This is a genomic window from Pantoea sp. Cy-639 (assembly GCF_011752525.1).
Lineage (GTDB): Bacteria > Pseudomonadota > Gammaproteobacteria > Pseudomonadales > Pseudomonadaceae > Aquipseudomonas.
On the sequence record NZ_VWXI01000001.1, the window covers coordinates 305,988 to 323,984 of the forward strand.

At 64.0% G+C, this 17,997-nt stretch carries 19 protein-coding genes; 10 read left to right on the forward strand and 9 right to left on the reverse strand.

Annotated elements, in window-relative coordinates; all coding sequences use genetic code 11:
- The first annotated feature begins 43 nt into the window (after window positions 1–43).
- The 6 genes from tusD (at window position 44) to F3J43_RS01440 (ending at window position 3,478) form a co-directional block, all read left to right on the forward strand.
- Window positions 44–436 (forward strand): sulfurtransferase complex subunit TusD, encoded by a 393-nt coding sequence (gene tusD / locus F3J43_RS01415; RefSeq protein ID WP_166883030.1) that lies wholly within the window; start codon window positions 44–46, stop codon window positions 434–436.
- 1 nt (window position 437) lies between these two features.
- A complete protein-coding gene (tusC, locus tag F3J43_RS01420) occupies window positions 438–797 on the forward strand; it encodes a sulfurtransferase complex subunit TusC (protein ID WP_166883031.1) in 360 nt (119 codons plus the stop codon).
- Complete coding sequence (tusB, locus tag F3J43_RS01425; RefSeq protein ID WP_166883032.1) at window positions 797–1,093, forward strand: sulfurtransferase complex subunit TusB; 297 nt, start codon at window positions 797–799, stop codon at window positions 1,091–1,093. Before tusC ends, tusB begins: the two co-directional genes overlap by 1 nt.
- Window positions 1,090–1,425, forward strand: a complete 336-nt coding sequence (locus F3J43_RS01430; RefSeq protein ID WP_166883033.1) for a TusE/DsrC/DsvC family sulfur relay protein — start codon at window positions 1,090–1,092, stop codon at window positions 1,423–1,425. The genes tusB and F3J43_RS01430 overlap by 4 nt, the downstream gene beginning before the upstream one ends.
- Window positions 1,422–2,423 (forward strand): glycosyl transferase family protein, encoded by a 1,002-nt coding sequence (locus F3J43_RS01435; RefSeq protein ID WP_166883034.1) that lies wholly within the window; start codon window positions 1,422–1,424, stop codon window positions 2,421–2,423. The genes F3J43_RS01430 and F3J43_RS01435 overlap by 4 nt, the downstream gene beginning before the upstream one ends.
- Window positions 2,424–2,518: 95 nt before the next feature.
- Entirely contained in the window at window positions 2,519–3,478 is a 960-nt protein-coding gene (locus tag F3J43_RS01440) for a glutathione S-transferase family protein (protein ID WP_166883035.1), read from the forward strand.
- 100 nt (window positions 3,479–3,578) lie between these two features.
- Here F3J43_RS01440 and cysG read toward each other — a convergent pair whose 3' ends face one another.
- The 6 genes from cysG to F3J43_RS01470 all read right to left on the reverse strand — a co-directional run bounded on the left by cysG (window position 3,579) and on the right by F3J43_RS01470 (window position 11,193).
- Window positions 3,579–4,970: a siroheme synthase CysG gene (gene cysG / locus F3J43_RS01445; RefSeq protein ID WP_166883036.1), complete on the reverse strand. Its 1,392-nt coding sequence runs from the start codon at window positions 4,968–4,970 to the stop codon at window positions 3,579–3,581.
- Window positions 4,971–6,251 carry a serine--tRNA ligase gene (gene serS / locus F3J43_RS01450; RefSeq protein ID WP_166883037.1) on the reverse strand — a complete coding sequence of 427 codons (1,281 nt, stop codon included), beginning with the start codon at window positions 6,249–6,251 and terminating at the stop codon, window positions 4,971–4,973.
- 30 nt (window positions 6,252–6,281) lie between these two features.
- Window positions 6,282–6,656 (reverse strand): fluoride efflux transporter CrcB, encoded by a 375-nt coding sequence (crcB, locus tag F3J43_RS01455; protein WP_166883038.1) that lies wholly within the window; start codon window positions 6,654–6,656, stop codon window positions 6,282–6,284.
- On the reverse strand, window positions 6,653–7,978 hold the full coding sequence (locus tag F3J43_RS01460; RefSeq protein WP_166883039.1) for a replication-associated recombination protein A: 1,326 nt from the start codon (window positions 7,976–7,978) through the stop codon (window positions 6,653–6,655). The genes crcB and F3J43_RS01460 overlap by 4 nt, the downstream gene beginning before the upstream one ends.
- A gap of 12 nt (window positions 7,979–7,990) precedes the next feature.
- Window positions 7,991–8,614, reverse strand: coding sequence for an outer membrane lipoprotein periplasmic chaperone LolA (gene lolA / locus F3J43_RS01465; protein ID WP_166883040.1), 624 nt, complete (start codon window positions 8,612–8,614; stop codon window positions 7,991–7,993).
- A 62-nt stretch (window positions 8,615–8,676) separates the two neighbouring features.
- Window positions 8,677–11,193 (reverse strand): DNA translocase FtsK, encoded by a 2,517-nt coding sequence (locus F3J43_RS01470; protein ID WP_502706593.1) that lies wholly within the window; start codon window positions 11,191–11,193, stop codon window positions 8,677–8,679.
- Between the two features lie 292 nt (window positions 11,194–11,485).
- On the opposite strand from F3J43_RS01470, the gene aat reads away from it, so the two are divergent.
- From aat to infA, 3 genes are all read left to right on the forward strand, one after another.
- Window positions 11,486–12,166, forward strand: coding sequence for a leucyl/phenylalanyl-tRNA--protein transferase (aat, locus tag F3J43_RS01475; RefSeq protein WP_166883042.1), 681 nt, complete (start codon window positions 11,486–11,488; stop codon window positions 12,164–12,166).
- A gap of 57 nt (window positions 12,167–12,223) precedes the next feature.
- Window positions 12,224–12,931 carry an arginyltransferase gene (locus tag F3J43_RS01480; RefSeq protein WP_166883043.1) on the forward strand — a complete coding sequence of 236 codons (708 nt, stop codon included), beginning with the start codon at window positions 12,224–12,226 and terminating at the stop codon, window positions 12,929–12,931.
- A gap of 103 nt (window positions 12,932–13,034) precedes the next feature.
- The gene (gene infA, locus F3J43_RS01485; RefSeq protein ID WP_002553999.1) at window positions 13,035–13,253 is read left to right on the forward strand and encodes a translation initiation factor IF-1; all 219 of its coding nucleotides are present in this window, start codon (window positions 13,035–13,037) and stop codon (window positions 13,251–13,253) included.
- Window positions 13,254–13,397: 144 nt separating this feature from the next.
- Here infA and clpA read toward each other — a convergent pair whose 3' ends face one another.
- On the reverse strand, window positions 13,398–15,668 hold the full coding sequence (clpA, locus tag F3J43_RS01490) for an ATP-dependent Clp protease ATP-binding subunit ClpA (RefSeq protein ID WP_166883044.1): 2,271 nt from the start codon (window positions 15,666–15,668) through the stop codon (window positions 13,398–13,400).
- 30 nt (window positions 15,669–15,698) lie between these two features.
- Window positions 15,699–16,073, reverse strand: coding sequence for an ATP-dependent Clp protease adapter ClpS (gene clpS / locus F3J43_RS01495; RefSeq protein ID WP_166883045.1), 375 nt, complete (start codon window positions 16,071–16,073; stop codon window positions 15,699–15,701).
- 229 nt (window positions 16,074–16,302) lie between these two features.
- Between clpS and cspD the strand changes: the two genes are divergently transcribed.
- Window positions 16,303–16,560: a cold shock domain-containing protein CspD gene (cspD, locus tag F3J43_RS01500; protein ID WP_166883046.1), complete on the forward strand. Its 258-nt coding sequence runs from the start codon at window positions 16,303–16,305 to the stop codon at window positions 16,558–16,560.
- 74 nt (window positions 16,561–16,634) lie between these two features.
- Here cspD and icd read toward each other — a convergent pair whose 3' ends face one another.
- Complete coding sequence (gene icd, locus F3J43_RS01505) at window positions 16,635–17,891, reverse strand: NADP-dependent isocitrate dehydrogenase (RefSeq protein WP_166883047.1); 1,257 nt, start codon at window positions 17,889–17,891, stop codon at window positions 16,635–16,637.
- Between the last annotated feature and the right edge of the window lie 106 nt (window positions 17,892–17,997).

The following is a 17,997-nucleotide window of genomic DNA, read 5'->3' on the forward strand; positions in this document are numbered from 1 at the left end:
CTTTTTGCTTTATCATGGCGGCATTCTTCTGCAAGAGCTTTCCATGAAATTCGCGATCGCGGTTTTTTCCCCCGCCCATGCGCCCTCCTCGCGCCGCGCCCTGCGCTTCGCCGAAGCGGTGCTGGCGGGCGGGCACGAGATTGCCCGACTGTTCTTCTACCAGGACGGAGTGCACAGCGCTTCGGCCAATATCGTCGCCCCCCAGGATGAACAGGACATCGCCGCGCAATGGCGCGCCTTCGTCAGCGAGCAGCGACTCGACGCAGTAGTGTGCATCGCCGCCGCCCTGCGCCGCGGGGTACTCGACGATGCCGAGGCCAACCGCTACCAGCGCCCGGCGGTGAACCTGCCCATGCCCTGGGAACTGTCCGGCCTTGGCCAACTGCACGAAGCCGCGCAACTGGCCGACCGTCTGGTCTGCTTCGGAGGCGACTGATATGGCCAAGTCACTGTTGATCATCAGCCGCCAGGCACCGTGGAGCGGCCCGTCCGCCCGCGAGGCACTGGATATCGCTCTGGCTGGCGGTGCCTTCGACCTGCCGCTGGGCATGCTGTTCCTCGATGACGGGGTGTTCCAGCTTGCGCCCGGCCAGCAGCCCGATGCGCTGCAGCAGAAGAACCTGACTGCCAATCTCCAGGCCCTGCCAATGTTCGGCGTCGACGAACTGTTCGCCTGTGGCCACAGTCTCACCCGTCGCGGCCTGGACAGCAGCACGCTGGGGCTGCCGGTCGAGGTGCTCGATGATGCCGCGCTGGCCGCACTGATTGCCCGTTTCGACCAGGTGGTGACGCTCTGATGACGACCTTGCATGTAATCGCCCATTCGCCCTTCGGCGACGAGCGCCTGAGCAGTTGCCTGCGCCTGCTGGGCGCGGATGACGCCCTGCTGCTGTGCGGCGACGCCACCTACGCGCTGAATCCCGGCAGCGAACCACTACGCGCCCTACAAGCCGCCGCCCTGGATGGGCGCCTGTTCGCCCTCGCCGAAGACCTCGAAGGCCGCGCCCTGACCAGTACCTTGGCCCAACCCGTGGACTACCCGGCCTTCATCGAGCTCACCCTGCACTTCGACAAGGTCAACAGCTGGCTATGAGTACCCTGACTGTCGGCGACCGTGTGATCGCCCTGGACAAGGATGGCTTCCTGGTCGACCTGCAAGACTGGTCCCGCGAAGCCGCCGAGGCCCTCGCTACCCGCGAAAGCATCACCCTGACTGCGGAACACTGGGAAGTGCTCGAAGTGCTGCGCCAGTTCTACGCCGAGTACCAGCTGTCGCCGGCCACCCGCCCGCTGATCAAGTACACCGCGCTCAAGCTGGGCGTGGAAAAGGGCAACAGCCCGCACCTGAACCGCCTGTTCAATGGTACTCCCGCCAAACTCGCCGCCAAGCTGGCGGGCCTGCCCAAACCGACCAACTGCATATGACCGAGCCACGCCCCCTGACCTTGGAAACCCCTGCCGAGCACCCCTTCGCCGAGTTCGTGCGCATTCTTGGCAAAGGCAAGCGCGGCGCCCGTGGCCTGACCCGCGAAGAAGCCCGCGCCGCCATGAGCCTGCTGCTCGAAGGCAAGGTCGAGGACACCCAGCTCGGTGCCTTCCTGATGTTGCTGCGGCATAAAGAGGAAAGTGCCGAGGAACTGGCCGGCTTCACCGAGGCCCTGCGCGCCCAGCTGCGCGCACCGGCCATCGCCGTCGACCTGGACTGGCCGAGCTATGCCGGCAAGAAGCGCCACCTACCCTGGTACCTGCTGGCAGCCAAGTGCCTGGCCGGCAATGGTGTGCGCATCTTCATGCACGGTGGCGGCGCCCACACGGCCGGACGCCTGTATACCGAACAGTTGCTTAGCCTGCTGGACATCCCGCTGTGCCGCGATTGGACAGCCGTGGAGCAGGCCCTGGACAACCACCAGCTGGCCTTTTTCCCATTGCAGGACTGGGCGCCGCGACTGCAGCGCATGATCGACCTGCGCAACACCCTCGGCCTGCGCTCACCGATCCACTCCCTGGCCCGGGTGCTCAATCCCCTCGCCGCCCGCTGCGGCCTGCAGAGCATCTTCCACCCCGGCTACCAGGCCGTGCACCGCGAGGCCAGCCGCCTGCTCGGCGACACGGCGCTGGTGGTCAAGGGCGACGGCGGCGAGATCGAGATCAATCCGGATGTCGTCAGTCACCTCTATGGCACCGCTGCTGGCGAGGCCTGGGATGAAGAATGGCCGGCCTTGAGCGCCCAGCGTCATGTCAAACCAGCCAGCCTGCAAGGCGCGCACTTGCTCGCCGTCTGGCGCGGCGAAGCCGAGGACGATTATGGCGAACTGGCCGTGGTGGCAACCATGGCCTTGGCGCTGTGCGGCCTCGGCCAGGAGCGCGAGCAGGCATTCGACAATGCCCGTGCTTGCTGGGCCGCCCGCAAAAACATCAAATAAGTCGATTGGTTCGACGCAGTCTTTGCGCTAGTTGTTCGAACGTTTCTCTCTAGACTGAGCTCCAACGACAAACATTTTGTTCCGAGGAGCTCAGCATGGGCCTTTTGATCGATGGACGCTGGCATGACCAGTGGTACCAGACCAGCAAGGATGGCGCCTTCCAGCGCGAGAATGCCCAGCGCCGCAATCAACTGCCGGGCGCCGAAGCCGGTCGCTACCATCTGTATGTGTCGCTGGCCTGCCCCTGGGCCCACCGCACCCTGATCTTGCGTGCCATCAAGGGCCTGGAGCCGCTGATCGACGTATCCGTGGTCAGCTGGCTGATGGGCGAACACGGCTGGACCTTCGACCAGCGTGAGGGCTCCAGCGGCGATCATCTCGACGCCCTGCAGTACCTGCACCAGCGCTATACCCAGGATGACCCGCGCTATACCGGCCGCGTAACCGTGCCCGTGCTGTGGGACAAGCAGGAGAAGCGCATCGTCAACAATGAGTCGGCCGAGATCATCCGCATCTTCAACAGCGCATTCAACGAACTCACAGGCAATACCCTGGACCTGTATCCCGAACCGCTGCGCGCCACCATCGACGCCCTCAACGAGCGGATCTACCCAGCCGTGAACAATGGGGTATACCGCGCCGGCTTCGCCACCTCGCAGGACGCCTACGAAAGTGCCTTCGACGACGTGTTCAACGAACTGGACCATCTCGACGCGCTATTGGGCCGCCAGCGCTACCTGGCCGGCGAATACCTGACCGAGGCCGATGTGCGCCTGTTCACCACGCTGGTGCGTTTCGACGCGGTGTACCACGGTCACTTCAAGTGCAACCTGCGCCGCCTGGCCGACTACCCGAACCTGTCCAACCGGCTGCGCGAGCTGTACCAATGGCCAGGCGTGGCGGGCACGGTGAACATGGAACACATCCAGAAGCACTACTACATGAGCCACAAGACCATCAACCCGAACGGGATCGTGCCCAAGGGGCCGCTGCAGGACTTCACCCTGCCGCACGACCGGGAACGGTTGTCGGGCAAGGGGATCTGGCACGCTTGAAATAGCCGGGGCTGCTTCACAGCCCTTTCACGATACAAGGCCGCGCCTGCACAAGAGCGGTCTTGTATCGTGAAAGGGCCGCAATGCGGCCCAAGCGATTTCAACTGTGCTGCGAACCTTCGAACCAGGCCAGCTTCTCGCGCAGCTGCACCACTTCCCCGACGATCACCAGGGTCGGCGCATGCACTTCATGCCGGGCCACCAGGTCTGGCAAGTCTGCCAATGTACCGGTGAACACCCGCTGATTGCGCGTGGTGCCTTGCTGCACCAGTGCCGCAGGCGTGCTGGCGGCACGACCGTGCCGGATCAACTGCGCACAGATGGTCGGCAAGCCGACCAGCCCCATGTAGAACACCAGGGTCTGGGCCGGCGCCACCAGATCATGCCAGGGCAGGTTGCTGGTACCGTCCTTCAAATGGCCGGTGACGAAACGTACCGACTGGGCATAATCGCGGTGGGTCAGCGGTATCCCTGCGTAGGCGGAGCAGCCGCTGGCTGCAGTGATGCCCGGCACCACCTGGAACGCAATGCCCTGCTCGGCCAGCTCCTCGATCTCTTCGCCACCACGGCCGAAGATGAACGGATCGCCGCCCTTGAGGCGCAGCACGCGCTTGCCCTGACGGGCCAGGTCGACCAGCAGGCGGTTGATCTGGTCCTGGGGCACGGCATGGTCGGCGCGGCGCTTGCCCACGTAGATGCGCTCGGCATCGCGCCGGCACATTTCGATGATGGCGGGTGCCACCAGGCGGTCGTAGAGCACCACATCGGCCTGCTGCATCAGGCGCAGGGCGCGGAAAGTCAGCAGGTCCGGATCACCCGGGCCGGCACCGACCAGGTACACCTCGCCACCTTGCTGCACCGGCGCGCCATCGACCATCGCCTGCAACAGGCGCTCGGCCTCACCACCCTGCCCCGCCAACTGGCGCTCGGCGATCGGCCCCTGGAACACTGTTTCCCAAAAGCCGCGGCGCTGGTTGACGTCCGGATACAAGGCCTTGACCTTGTCGCGAAAGCGCGCGGCCAGGCCGGCCAGTTCGCCATAGGCGGAAGGAATCCAGGCTTCCAGCCTGGCGCGGATCAGCCGCGCCAACACCGGGGCGTCGCCGCCGCTGGACACCGCCACCACCAATGGCGAACGGTCGACGATGGCTGGGAAGATCACCGTGCACAGGGCCGGGGCGTCCACCACGTTGACCGGCAGGCTGCGCGCCTGTGCATCCGCCGAGACCTGGGCATTGAGCCCGGGGTCGTCGGTGGCCGCGATCACCAGGCGGCAACCGTCCAGGTCAGCCACCTGGTAGCCCCGTACCAGGACTTCGCCACCGCCCTCACGGGCCAGCGTGGCGAGCTGGCCGTCGACGTCCGGCGCCACCACCCGCAGCGCGGCGCCGGCATCGGCCAGCAGACGCGCTTTGCGCAGGGCGATCTCGCCACCGCCGACGACCAGCACCCGACCGCCCTGCAGCTTGTGGAACAGCGGCAGGTAATCCATTTAGCGGATGACCTCGACACCGCCCATGTACGGCTTGAGCACCTCAGGCACACGGATCGAACCGTCGGCTTCCTGGTAGTTTTCCAGCACGGCCACCAAGGTACGACCAACGGCCAGGCCCGAGCCGTTGAGGGTATGCACCAGCTCCGGCTTGCCGGTTTCCGGGTTGCGCCAGCGCGCCTGCATGCGGCGAGCCTGGAAGTCACCACAGTTGGAGCAGGAGCTGATCTCGCGGTACTTGTCCTGGCTCGGCACCCAGACTTCCAGGTCGAAGGTCTTCACCGCGCCAAAGCCCATGTCGCCGGTGCACAAGGCCAGCACGCGGTAAGGCAGCTCCAGCAGCTGGAGCACACGCTCGGCGTTGGCGGTCATGCTGTCCAGGGCTTCCATGGACTTGCTCGGTTCCACCACCTGGACCATCTCGACCTTGTCGAACTGGTGCTGGCGGATCATCCCGCGGGTATCACGACCCGACGCGCCGGCTTCACTGCGGAAGCACGGGGAATGGGCGACGAACTTCACCGGCAATTGCTTGGCATCGAGGATCTCACCAGACACCAGGTTGGTCAGCGACACTTCGGAAGTCGGAATCAGGTAGAAATCGGCCTCGCCTTCGCGGCTGATCTTGAACAGGTCTTCCTCGAACTTCGGCAACTGGCCAGTGCCCTGCAGGGCCGGCGCCTGCACCAGGTACGGGGTATAGGCCTCTTCGTAGCCGTGCTCGCCGGTGTGCAGGTTGATCATGAACTGCGCCAGGGCGCGGTGCAGACGGGCGATCGGCCCGCGCAGCACGGCAAAGCGCGCACCGGACATCTTGGCTGCTGCCTCGAAGTCCAGGCCACCGCTGATCTCGCCCAGGGCCACGTGATCCTTGATCTCGAAATCGAAGCTGCGCGGGGTACCCCAGCGACGCACTTCGACGTTGTCGTCTTCGCTGGCACCGACCGGCACGCTGGCGTCCGGCAGGTTGGGGATGGTCAGCAGGATACCGTCCAACTCGGCCTGGATCGCGTCCAGTTCGACCTTGCCGGAAGCCAGTTCGTTAGCCATGCGCTCGACGTCGGCCATCAGCGGCGCGATGTCCTCGCCCTTGGCCTTGGCCTGGCCGATCGACTTGGAACGGGCATTACGCTCGGCCTGCAGTTGCTCGGTACGGGTCTGCACCGACTTGCGGCGCTCTTCCAGCGATTCGATGCGCGCGACATCCAGGCTGAAGCCACGGGAAGCCAGGCGATCCGCCACTTCCTGAAGTTGGCCGCGTAACAGTTTGGAATCGAGCATATCGTTCTCTCGTCAGGTATAGGTGTTGGTTCAGAATCGGGTCAGGGACAGGCCGGCCCAGGTGGCCAGTAGCCCACCCATCACGCTGACCCCGGCATAGCCGATGGCCAGCGGGGCCTGCCCGCTTTCCATCAGGCGCACAGTGTCGAGCGAGAAGGAAGAAAAAGTCGTCAGGCCGCCAAGGAAGCCGACGATCAACCCGGCGCGCAGCTCGACCGGCGCCAGTGGCTTGTGCAGGAACAGGCCATAGAGCAAGCCGATCAGCAGGCAGCCGACCAGGTTGACCGCCAGCGTACCCAGATAGAAGTGCCGTGGCCAGTGGGCAGCCACCCAGTTGGCGGTGGCGAAGCGCAGCAGGGTACCGGCGATGCCGCCGGCACTGACGGCGGCGATGAGTGCGATCACGGTTTTCTCCGTTGCCGCGGGCTGCTGCGGTCAAGTTCGGCGAGGTGGCGCAGTTTTTCGCCGATCTTCAGCTCCAGGCCGCGCGGCACCGGTTGATAGTAATGGCGCGGCTCGAGCTGCTCGGGGAAATAGTCCTCGCCGGCGGCGTAGGCGTCCGGCTCATCGTGAGCGTAGCGGTACTCCTCGCCGTAGCCGAGCTGCTTCATCAGCTTGGTCGGCGCATTGCGCAAGTGCAGCGGCACTTCCAGCGAACCGTGCTCGGCCGCCTCGCGCATCGCCGCCTTGAAGCCCATGTACACGGCGTTGCTCTTCGGGGCACTGGCGATGTAGGTGATGGCCTGGGCCACCGCCAGCTCGCCCTCTGGGCTCCCCAGGCGCTCCTGCACGTCCCAGGCCGCCAGGCACAGGCTCAGCGCGCGCGGGTCGGCGTTGCCGATGTCCTCGCTGGCCATGCGCACCACGCGCCGGGCGATGTACAGCGGGTCGCAGCCACCGTCGAGCATGCGCGCATACCAGTACAGCGCGGCGTCGGGATTGGAGCCGCGCACCGACTTGTGCAGCGCCGAGATCTGGTCGTAGAACGCCTCGCCGCCCTTGTCGAACCGCCGACGACTGTCGCCGAGCAGGCTCTGCAGCAGCTCGACGCCGATCTCGCCGCCGTCCTCGGCCAGGTCCGAGGCGTTCTCGAGGAAGTTGAGCATGCGCCGGCCATCGCCGTCGGCGGCGGCCATGAGCATCTTGAAGGCCTCGTCACCGACCCGCAGCTGGCGCTTGCCCAGGCCGCGCTCCTCGCTCAGGGCACGGTCGACCAGCTTGCGCAGGGCGGCCTCGTCCAGGCTCTTGAGCACATAGACCCGCGCCCGCGAGAGCAAGGCGTTGTTCAGCTCGAACGAAGGGTTCTCGGTGGTCGCGCCGATGAAGATCAGCGTGCCGTCCTCCACGTAGGGCAGGAAGGCGTCCTGTTGCGACTTGTTGAAGCGGTGTACCTCGTCGACGAAGAGGATGGTGCGCCGGCCGTACTGGCCGGCCTGCTGCTTGGCCACCTCGACCGCCTGGCGGATCTCCTTGACCCCGGCCAGCACCGCCGACACGGTCTCGAAATGCGCGTCGCAGAACTGCGCCAGCAGCCGCGCCAGGGTGGTCTTGCCGACCCCCGGCGGGCCCCAGAAGATCATCGAGTGCAGCGCCCCCTGCTCCAGCGCCTCGCGCAGCGGCTTGCCGCGCGCCAGCAGGTGCTCCTGGCCGACGTACTCGTCCAGGTTGGACGGACGCAGGCGAGCGGCCAGGGGCTGGGCGACAGGTTCGCTTCGAAACAGGTCCATCACGGGCTCCGCTTACTCCTTGATGACGTCCGCGCCCTTGGGGATGTCGAACTTGAACTTGCTGTCCGGCACCGCCTGGTTGGCCTTGACGCCATTGAACAGGATATTGGTGCGCTGGCCGACGCTGTCGACCAGCTGCATGTCATTGATCAGGCCCTTGCGGAACGACACGCGCAGCGAGTCGAACAGGGTGTCCTTGGTCTTGGGCTTGAGGGTGAAGTCCATGACTTCGCCCTGCTCCTTGGAAGTGATGTCGAAGCTCTGGCTGATCTTCGACACATCGCCGGACAGCAGCAGCGCCGGGGTCTGGTTCAGGCGCACGTCGAGCTTCTTGACGGTCGCCTGCTCCAGGTCCGGGTCCCACAGAGTGACGTTCTTGCCGTCGGACACCACCACCTGCTCCTGCGGGGCGTCGGTGTGCCAGTAGAACAGGCCGGGACGCTTGACGGTCATGGTGCCGTTGGCTTCCTGCAGGCTGGTGCCACTGGCGTCCAGGGTCAGTTGGGAGAAATTGGCCTCGATGGTCTGCGACTTCTCCAGCAACTGGGTCAGACGCTGCACGTCCTTGTCGCCGGCCTGGGCCGACAGGCTGGCCGCGGCCAGGGCAGAAACCAACAGCATGCGAATCGCGCGCATGGGAATCCTCGTAGAACGGTTAGTGGGCCGGGCGCCCTCGTTGGCGCCCGGCAGGGTGATCATCAATCGCGCGGACCGCCCGGTGCAATCACTTCACGCGAGCCATTGCTGTTCATCGGGGTGACCACGCCGGCCATCTCCATCGCCTCGATCATCCGTGCGGCGCGGTTGTAGCCGATCTTCAACTTGCGCTGCACCGCGGAAATCGACGCCCGGCGGCTCTCCAGGACGAACTGCACCGCTTCGTCGTAGAGCGCGTCGGTTTCGGCATCATCACCGTCGCCGCCACCGCCACCAGCGCCGTCGAAGCCGCTGCCGGCCTCCTCGACGCCGTTGAGGATGTCGTCGTTGTAGTCCGGGGCGCCGCGCAGCTTCCACGCCTCGACCGTGCGATGCACCTCGTCGTCGGAGACGAACGCGCCGTGCACGCGGATCGGCAGGCTGGTGCCCGGGGGCATGTAGAGCATGTCGCCATGGCCGAGCAACTGCTCGGCGCCACCCTGGTCGATGATGGTCCGCGAGTCGATCTTGCTCGACACCTGGAACGCCATGCGGGTCGGGATGTTGGCCTTGATCAGACCGGTGATCACGTCCACCGACGGACGCTGGGTAGCGAGGATCAGGTGGATGCCAGCGGCCCGCGCCTTCTGGGCGATACGGGCGATCAGCTCTTCGACCTTCTTGCCGACGATCATCATCATGTCGGCGAATTCGTCGACCACCACCACGATGGTCGGCAACGTCTTCAGTTCAGGCGGCTCGTCGTCCATGCTCTCGCGGCGGTACAACGGGTCGTGGATGACCTCGCCGGCCTCTTGGGCATCCTTGATCTTGCGGTTGAAGCCCGCCAGGTTACGCACGCCCATGGCCGCCATCAGCTTGTAGCGGCGCTCCATCTCGGCGACGCTCCAGCGCAGGGCGTTGGCGGCGTCCTTCATGTCGGTGACCACCGGGCACAGCAGGTGCGGGATGCCTTCGTAGATCGACAGTTCGAGCATCTTCGGGTCGATCATGATCAGCCGGGCGTCTTCCGGGCCCGACTTGAACAGGATCGACAGGATCATCGCGTTCACCCCCACCGACTTACCGGAACCGGTGGTACCAGCCACCAACAGGTGCGGCATCTTGGCCAGGTCGGTGATCACCGGCTTGCCGCCGATGTCGTGGCCCAGAGCCAGGGTGACCGGCGATTTCTGCTCATCGTACTCCGGCGTGGCAAGCACTTCGGAGAAACGCACCATCTGCCGGTTTTCGTTGGGGATCTCGATACCCACGGTGGTCTTGCCGGGGATCACCTCGACCACCCGCACGCTGGTCACCGCCAGGGAGCGCGCAAGGTCCTTGGCCAGGTTGGCGATACGGCTGACCTTCACGCCCGCTGCGGGCTGGATTTCGTAACGAGTAATGACCGGGCCTGGGTGGATCGAGTCCACCGAGACTTCCACGCCGAACTCCTTGAGCTTGATTTCCAGCAGTTGGCCAACACCCGCCAGGGATTCTGGCGAATACTCGATCTTCTTCTGCTCGGCCGGATCAAGGATGGAAATCGACGGCAAGGTGCCTTCCACGGCGCTGTCGACGAACAGCGGCGCCTGCTTCTCCTTCATCACCCGCTTGCTGGGCTCCGCTGCTTTTGCCGGAGTGGGCGGGATGATCACCGGGGCCACGGGCTGCTCACGTGGCACGACCGGCTCGCGCGCGATCGTGGGCTCACGCGGGGCAATCGGACGGACAGGAGGCTCGTCCGGCTCGCTGATGCGCTCACGCGCCTGCGGCTTGACTGGCTCGCGTTTCTCGGCGCTCTTCGCCCCGAGGTCGAAGACCGGTTCGTCAACTTCACGCAATTGCGCAACCAGGCGCTTGCGCTCGTTGCGCGCTTCCCACCAGCGGTTGGCCGCCCCTTGTACCAGCTCGAACAGATCGAGGGTGATCTTGCCGGTGATGTCCATCACCTTGAACCACGACAGGTCGGTGAACACGGTCAGGCCGAACAGGAACAGGGCGATGAACATCAGCGTGCTGCCCTGCACATTGAGCAGGTTGCGCGCCAGGTCGCCAAGGCTTTCGCCGAGGGCACCACCTGCGGAGAACGGCATGCTCGCCGACTGGTGGAAGTGAATATGGGCCAGCGCCGCGCCAGACAACACCAGGAAAACCAGGCCGATCAACCGCCAGGAGAACAGCCAGCCACTCCACTGCCACGGCTGGTGACGCTCGCGGAAGATCTGCCAGGTCTTGATCGCCAGCAGCAACGGGAAGATATAGGCGAAGTAGCCGAGCACCATGAACAGGATGTCGGCGAAGTAGGCGCCGGCGCGCCCCGCGGCGTTGAGCACCTGGTCGGCATTGCTGGTGTGGCTGAAGCCTGGGTCGGACGTGTCGTAGGTCAACAGGGCCATCCACAGGTACAGGCACAAGGCGCCAACGGCGATCAGCGCACCTTCCTTGAGGCGGTAGTGCAGCTGCTGCCGCCACAGGGGCACGGGCAAGGGAGCTGGGGTTGCGGTGGATTTCTTCAAAACGCGTCTATTCCTGCGCGTGCTGCGCGTCCAATAGTGATCGGCCGGTGACTGGCCAATGAACCACTACTTTTAACATTACTGCCCGCCAGCCGCCATGGCGGCACGCCGCTCGAGGCGTGAACGGGGGCTACTTTCACATAGGTGCAATTTGAGCACGCATTTTCTTTTGTGACAAAGGCTTATGCTGTGTTTTTGCACAGGTGTGACAGCAAATGCGCCAGATGGTGCCAAAGGCCGGACAAAACACCCGGCGACGGGATGAACCTGTGCCCGCGAAGCCCGGCCGTTGACCTCTTCTCCAAGCCACGCCATGCTGACCGCTCTCCCCTCCCCCACCGCACGATAGACCATGCTCACCTGGCTGACCCGCGACTCGCTGACCTTCCCGCCCCTGGAAAAGGCCCTGCACGACCCCAACGGGCTGCTCGCCGCTGGCGGCGACCTGACCCCCGAGCGCCTGGTGGCCGCCTATCGCCACGGCTGCTTCCCCTGGTACCAGGACGGCCAGCCGATCCTCTGGTGGTCGCCCGACCCACGCACCGTGCTGTTCCCCGAAGAGCTGCACGTCTCGCGCTCGCTGGCCAAGCTGATCCGTCAGGGCCGTTACCAGGTGAGTTTCGATACCGACTTCCCGGCAGTGATCGCGGCCTGTGCCGCGCCGCGCGACTATGCCGACGGCACCTGGATCACCGACAGCATGCGCGCCGCCTACTGCGAACTGCACCGCCGGGGTATCGCCCATTCGGTAGAAGTACGCCAGGACGGCGAACTGGTTGGCGGCCTGTATGGCCTGGCCATGGGCCGGCTGTTCTTCGGCGAATCGATGTTCAGCCGCGCCGACAATGCCTCCAAGGTCGGGTTTGCGACGCTGGTCGAGCACCTGCGCCAGGCCGGTTTCGTGCTGATCGACTGCCAGATGCCAACCGATCATCTGCACAGCCTTGGCGCTCGCACCGTCAGCCGCAAGCACTTCGCCGAGCACCTGGCGAAGTACCTCGACCAGCCCAACGGCGCCAGCTGGGTCGCCTAGGCGAGTTGCCACAGCTGGCTTACACTTAGAGACAAAGTCTCACCGAAGGGGTTGATCATGACAGAGCTGGCGCGGTTGAAGTTCTATGCCACTCAGCCCCACTCCTGCAGCTATCTGCCCGACGAGCAGGCGACCACGCTGTTTCTCGACCCGAGCCAGCCGATGGACGTGCACGTGTACGCCGACCTCTCGGAAATGGGCTTTCGCCGCAGTGGCGACCACCTCTATCGCCCCCATTGCCAGCACTGCAACGCCTGCGTACCGGCGCGCATCCCTGCCGCCCGCTTCGTCCCCAACCGCCAGCAACGGCGCATTCTCAAGCGCAACGCCGACTTGACCGTCAGCCCCGCCCGCCCTGCGTTCAAGGAAGAGTATTTCGACCTCTACCGACGCTACATCGAGCAGCGCCACGCCGATGGCGACATGTACCCGCCCAGCCGCGACCAGTTCTCCACGTTCCTGGTCCGCGACCTGCCGTTCTGCTGGTTCTACGAGTTCCGCCTCGCAGAGCGCCTGCTGGCGGTAGCCGTGTGCGACTTGCTGCCCAACGGGCTGTCGGCGGTCTACACCTTCTATGAGCCTGACGAAGAACGACGCAGCCTCGGCCGCTACGCCATCCTCTGGCAGATTGGCGAAACCCTGCGCCAGAACCTCGACGCCGTATACCTGGGCTACTGGATCAAGAACTGCAAGAAGATGAACTACAAGACCCAGTACCGCCCTATCGAGCTGCTGATCAACCAGCGCTGGGTCACGCTCAATTGAAAGCATTGGCTTGAAACACAGTTTTCGGGCATAATCCACGCCACTTTTTTTGCCCGGTGCAGTCTCGCGTCGGGCCATCACTGGATACCGAGGGCTTTACTGCATGTCGAAAGAAGACAGCTTCGAAATGGAAGGCACTGTCGTCGACACCCTGCCCAACACCATGTTCCGCGTGGAGTTGGAAAACGGGCACGTCGTTACCGCGCACATCTCCGGAAAGATGCGCAAGAACTACATCCGTATTCTCACTGGCGACAAGGTCCGCGTCGAACTGACGCCGTACGACCTGAGCAAGGGCCGCATCACCTACCGTGCGCGCTAAGCTCAAGCCATGAAAAAGCCCGGCCATGTGCCGGGCTTTTTCATGGGCGTTGAAAATGCTCGCCAACCGGATGATTCGCCGGCAAGACCAGCTCCTACGGCCCGGAGAGGCTGTCGGAGCGGCTTGCCGGCGAACCCGGCGAGCTTACGCGACCTCTGCCGTGGTCTCGTAGTCGAACACCAGTTCGCCGTCGCGCAGGTCCACGTGCACCACGCCACCGTGCTCGGCCAGCTCGCCGAACAGGATCTCCTCGGCCAGTGGCCGCTTGATCTTGTCCTGGATCAGCCGCGCCATCGGTCGGGCGCCCATCTGCACGTCGTAGCCCGAGGTCGCCAGCCAGCCACGAGCGGCATCGCTGACTTCCAGTTGCACACGCTTGTCCTCCAGCTGCGCCTGCAGCTCGATGAGGAACTTGTCGACGATGCTCTTGATCGTCTCGTGAGACAAGCGACCGAACTGGATGATGGTATCCAGGCGGTTGCGGAACTCCGGCGTGAAACTCTTGCGGATGACTTCCATGGCGTCGGACGAGTGGTCCTGATGGGTGAAACCGATCGAGGCCCGCGCGGCCGTTTCAGCACCGGCGTTGGTGGTCATGATCAGGATCACGTTGCGAAAGTCCGCCTTGCGCCCGTTGTTGTCGGTCAAGGTGCCGTGGTCCATCACCTGCAGCAGCAGGTTGAAGACTTCCGGATGGGCCTTCTCGATCTCATCGAGCAGCAGCACGCAGTGCGGTTGCTTGGTGATCGCCTCGGTCAACAAGCCGCCCTGGTCGAACCCGACGTAGCCGGGCGGCGCGCCAATCAGCCGCGACACGGTGTGGCGCTCCATGTACTCGGACATGTCGAAGCGCACCAGCTCCACACCCAGCGCCTTGGCCAGCTGGCGAGCGACCTCGGTCTTGCCGACCCCGGTGGGGCCGGAGAACAGGAACGAGCCGACCGGCTTGTCCGGCGCCTTCAGGCCCGCGCGCGACAGCTTGATCGCAGTGGACAGCGAGTCGATCGCCGCATCCTGGCCGAACACGGTCAGCTTCAGGTCACGTTCGAGGTTGCGCAGCAGCTCCTTGTCCGAGCTGGTGACGTGCTTTGGCGGAATCCGCGCGATCTTGGCGACGATGTCCTCGACCTGCGGCACGTCGATGCGCTTGAGCCGGTTGGCCTCTGGCTGCAGGCGCTGGTAGGCACCGGCCTCGTCGATGACGTCGATGGCCTTGTCCGGCATGTGCCGGTCATTGATGTAGCGCGAGGCCAGTTCGGCGGCGGCACGCAGCGCTTCGTCGCTGTACTCGATGTTGTGGTGGGTCTCGAAACGCCCCTTGAGTCCGCGCAGGATACCTACGGTATCTTCCACCGACGGCTCGCTGACATCGACTTTCTGGAAGCGCCGCGCCAGGGCACGGTCCTTCTCGAAGATGCCGCGGAACTCCTGGAAGGTGGTCGAGCCGATGCACCGGATATCACCCGAGGACAGCAGCGGCTTGAGCAGGTTGGAGGCATCCATCACCCCGCCGGACGCCGCCCCGGCGCCGATGATGGTGTGGATCTCGTCGATGAACAGGATTGCCTGCGGGCGCTTGCGCAACTCGCCGAGCAGCGCCTTGAAGCGTTTCTCGAAGTCGCCGCGGTACTTGGTGCCGGCCAGCAGCGCGCCGAGGTCGAGGGAGTAGACCACGCTCTGCGCCAGCAGATCGGGCACCTGGCCATCGACGATACGCTTGGCCAGGCCTTCGGCGATGGCAGTCTTGCCGACACCGGCCTCGCCGACCAGCAGCGGGTTGTTCTTGCGTCGGCGGGCCAGGATCTGCGCAACGCGCTCGACCTCCTGCTCGCGACCGACCAGCGGGTCGATGCGACCAGCCCGGGCCAGCTCGTTGAGATTGCTGGCATAGGCGTCCAGCGGATTGCTCGAGGACGACGCCTCGCCGCCCTCCTCGTCCTGCATGTCCTGGTCGCTGTCGGTGTGCGGCCCATGGCCCGGCACCTTGCTGATGCCGTGGGCGATATAGTTGACCACGTCGATGCGCGCCACGCTCTGCTGCTTGAGCAGGAACACGGCCTGGCTTTCCTGTTCGCTGAAAATCGCCACCAGCACGTTGGCACCGGTCACTTCACGCTTGCCGGAGCTCTGCACATGGAACACGGCACGCTGCAGCACGCGCTGGAAGCCCAGCGTCGGCTGCGTTTCACGGTCCTCATCATGCACGGGGATCAACGGCGTGGTCGAATCGATGAACTCCTGCAGGTCATGCTTGAGTTTTTCGAGATTGGCGCCACAGGCGCGCAGAACGGTCGCGGCGGCTTCATTGTCAAGGAGTGCCAACAACAGGTGTTCGACGGTCATGAACTCATGACGTTTCGAACGGGCCTCCTTGAAGGCCAGATTGAGGGTGACTTCGAGCTCGCGGTTTAACATAGCTTCACCTCATACCCAAGTGGTCGGCGATTAACCGTCCTTCTCGATTTCACAGAGTAGCGGATGCTGGCTTTCCCTGGCGTATTGGTTGACCTGCATGGCCTTGGTTTCGGCGATGTCCCGGGTAAACAATCCGCACACTGCCCGCCCTTCGGTATGGACGGTCAGCATGATCTTGGTCGCCAGCTCGCGGTTCAGATTGAAGAACGTCTCGAGCACTTCGACGACGAAATCCATCGGTGTGTAGTCATCGTTGAACAAAACCACCTTGTACATCGGTGGCGCCTGCAGAAGTGGCTTGGCCTCCTGGACCGCAAGACCGGCACCATCGTCCTCATGCCCGTCCTCATGCGGCTGCGGGCGATCCTGATTGAATGTTAGTCGAATCTGGCTGATCGGATGCATGGAAAGAATTTCATCATATCGACGGTTTAGGGTTGTGGGTTGACCGCGCAGGCCGCCGTCTACACGGGCCCGCCTGACCTTGACTATCGGCAAAACGGTGTTACAACCAATAAGAGCCCACCGTGGTCGATAAAGATCCGCGCAGTCAACCAGATTTTCTCGCACGGTTCGTATGCGGATGAAGTGGATGATACTCCAGTGATGGAGTCCTTTGCAGAGGGACATAGGGATGGCAAGCGGTAAAGTCAAGTGGTTCAACAATGCCAAGGGCTACGGATTCATCAATGAAGACGGCAAGACAGATGATCTGTTCGCCCACTATTCAGCGATCCAGATGGACGGCTACAAGACGCTGAAAGCAGGGCAAAGCGTGAACTTCGAGATCATCCAGGGCCCCAAAGGGCTGCACGCAACCGAGATCAAAGGCGCCGGCAAAGACGCCCAGCAGACCTCGGAGAAAACGCCAGGCGACACCATCAAAGCCTGATCCCCGAGCATCTGCCGGTATACGTAGAAACCGGCCGCTTCTTTAATAAGGAAGCGGCCGGTTTTTCTTTGCGCTTACATGTGCTTGATCAGCGCCTCGCCAAAGCCCGAACTGCCGACCAGCGTCGCGCCGTCCATCAGGCGCTCGAAGTCGTAGGTCACGGTCTTGGCGGCGATAGCGCCATTGGTGCCCTTGATGATCAGGTCGGCGGCCTCGGTCCAGCCCATGTGCCGCAGCATCATCTCCGCAGACAAGATCACCGACCCTGGGTTGACCTGGTCCTTGCCGGCATACTTGGGCGCGGTACCGTGGGTAGCCTCGAACATGGCCACCGTGTCCGACAGGTTGGCCCCCGGGGCGATACCGATGCCGCCGACCTCAGCCGCCAAGGCATCGGACAGGTAGTCACCGTTGAGATTGAGGGTGGCGATCACGTCGTATTCGGCCGGGCGCAGCAGGATCTGCTGGAGCATGGCGTCGGCGATGGCATCCTTGACGATCACCTCGCGACCAGTTTTGGGGTTCTTGAACTTCATCCACGGCCCGCCATCGAGCAGCTCGGCGCCGAACTCGTCGCGCGCCACCTCGTAGCCCCAGTCCTTGAACGCGCCCTCGGTGAACTTCATGATGTTGCCCTTGTGCACCAGGGTCAGCGACTTGCGGTCGTTGTCCACCACGTACTGCAGGGCCTTGCGCACCAGACGCTTGGTGCCCTCCTTCGAGACCGGCTTGACGCCGATGCCGCAGTCCTGGTCGAAGCGGATCTTGGTGACGCCCATTTCCTCCTTGAGGAACTTGATCACCTTGTTCGCCTCCGGCGAGCCGGCCTTCCACTCGATCCCGGCGTAGATGTCCTCGGAGTTCTCACGGAAGATCACCATGTCGACATCGCCAGGCTTCTTCACCGGGCTCGGCACGCCCTGGAACCACACCACCGGGCGCAGGCACACGTAGAGATCGAGCTGCTGGCGCAGCGCCACGTTGAGCGAACGGATGCCGCCGCCGACCGGGGTGGTCAGCGGCCCCTTGATCGACACCACGTAGTCCTTGACCGCATCCAGGGTTTCCTGGGGCAACCAGGTGTCCTGGTCGTATACCTGGGTGGCCTTCTCGCCGGCATAGACCTCCATCCAGGCAATCTTGCGCTTGCCGCCATAGGCCTTGTGCACGGCAGCATCGACCACCTTGATCATCACCGGCGAGACATCCACGCCGATGCCATCGCCCTCGATGTAGGGAATGATGGGGTTGTCGGGAACATTGAGCGAATGGTCTGCATTGACGGTGATCTTGCTGCCGTCGGTCGGAACCTTGATTTTCTGGTATCCCATGCTGCACTACTCCGCTTTTCGCTGGTGTGTTTGGAAATCGTGCGATGCAATGAGCCTAAACCACATCCGCCGACCTGCAAGCCGGCGCCCCGAACACAGGGGCTCG